Source organism: Neisseria sp. P0021.S007 (assembly GCF_051956855.1).
The window spans coordinates 1-439 of sequence record NZ_JBQCXA010001748.1 but is presented as its reverse complement, the minus strand read 5'-3'; the positions used below and the strand labels follow the sequence as shown (position 1 = coordinate 439).

The following is a 439-nucleotide window of genomic DNA, read 5'->3' as shown; positions in this document are numbered from 1 at the left end:
TTAGTAGTAGTCATTTTATTTCTCCTCTGTTTATTAAAATAGGAAACCCATTGTTACCTATTTTATTTAAAATGAAAAGAAATAAATTTAAAAAAATCAGGCCATCTTAAAAATACTTTTCAGACGGCCTTGAATAGTAATAATTAAACTATCCCAAAATTGCCAAGATTTTCCTTAATTCGTTGGCATCAATTTGGCCGGGGGCCGACGTTTTTTGTGCCGCACCAAAGGTAACGGCCGAGCCGAAATTCGAGCCGGCCAAGCGACTGACAGCTCCGATTTTACCCATAGACATAGTAATAATCGGGCGGTCGATAATTTGTGAAACATCATATGTTGCCTGTAATAAGGTCAATACATCTTGCGACGATTTCGGCATCACGGCAATTTTGCAGATGTTCGCGCCCCACTCGGCCATTGTTTTCAGACGGCCTGTACT

1 protein-coding gene is annotated in these 439 nt (G+C 40.1%); it reads right to left on the bottom strand.

Going from position 1 to position 439, the window contains the following annotated elements:
* Positions 1 to 148 precede the first annotated feature (148 nt).
* A partial coding sequence (locus ACTHUR_RS21255; protein WP_440400791.1) for a type I 3-dehydroquinate dehydratase occupies positions 149 to 439 on the bottom strand: 291 nt, incomplete at its 5' end.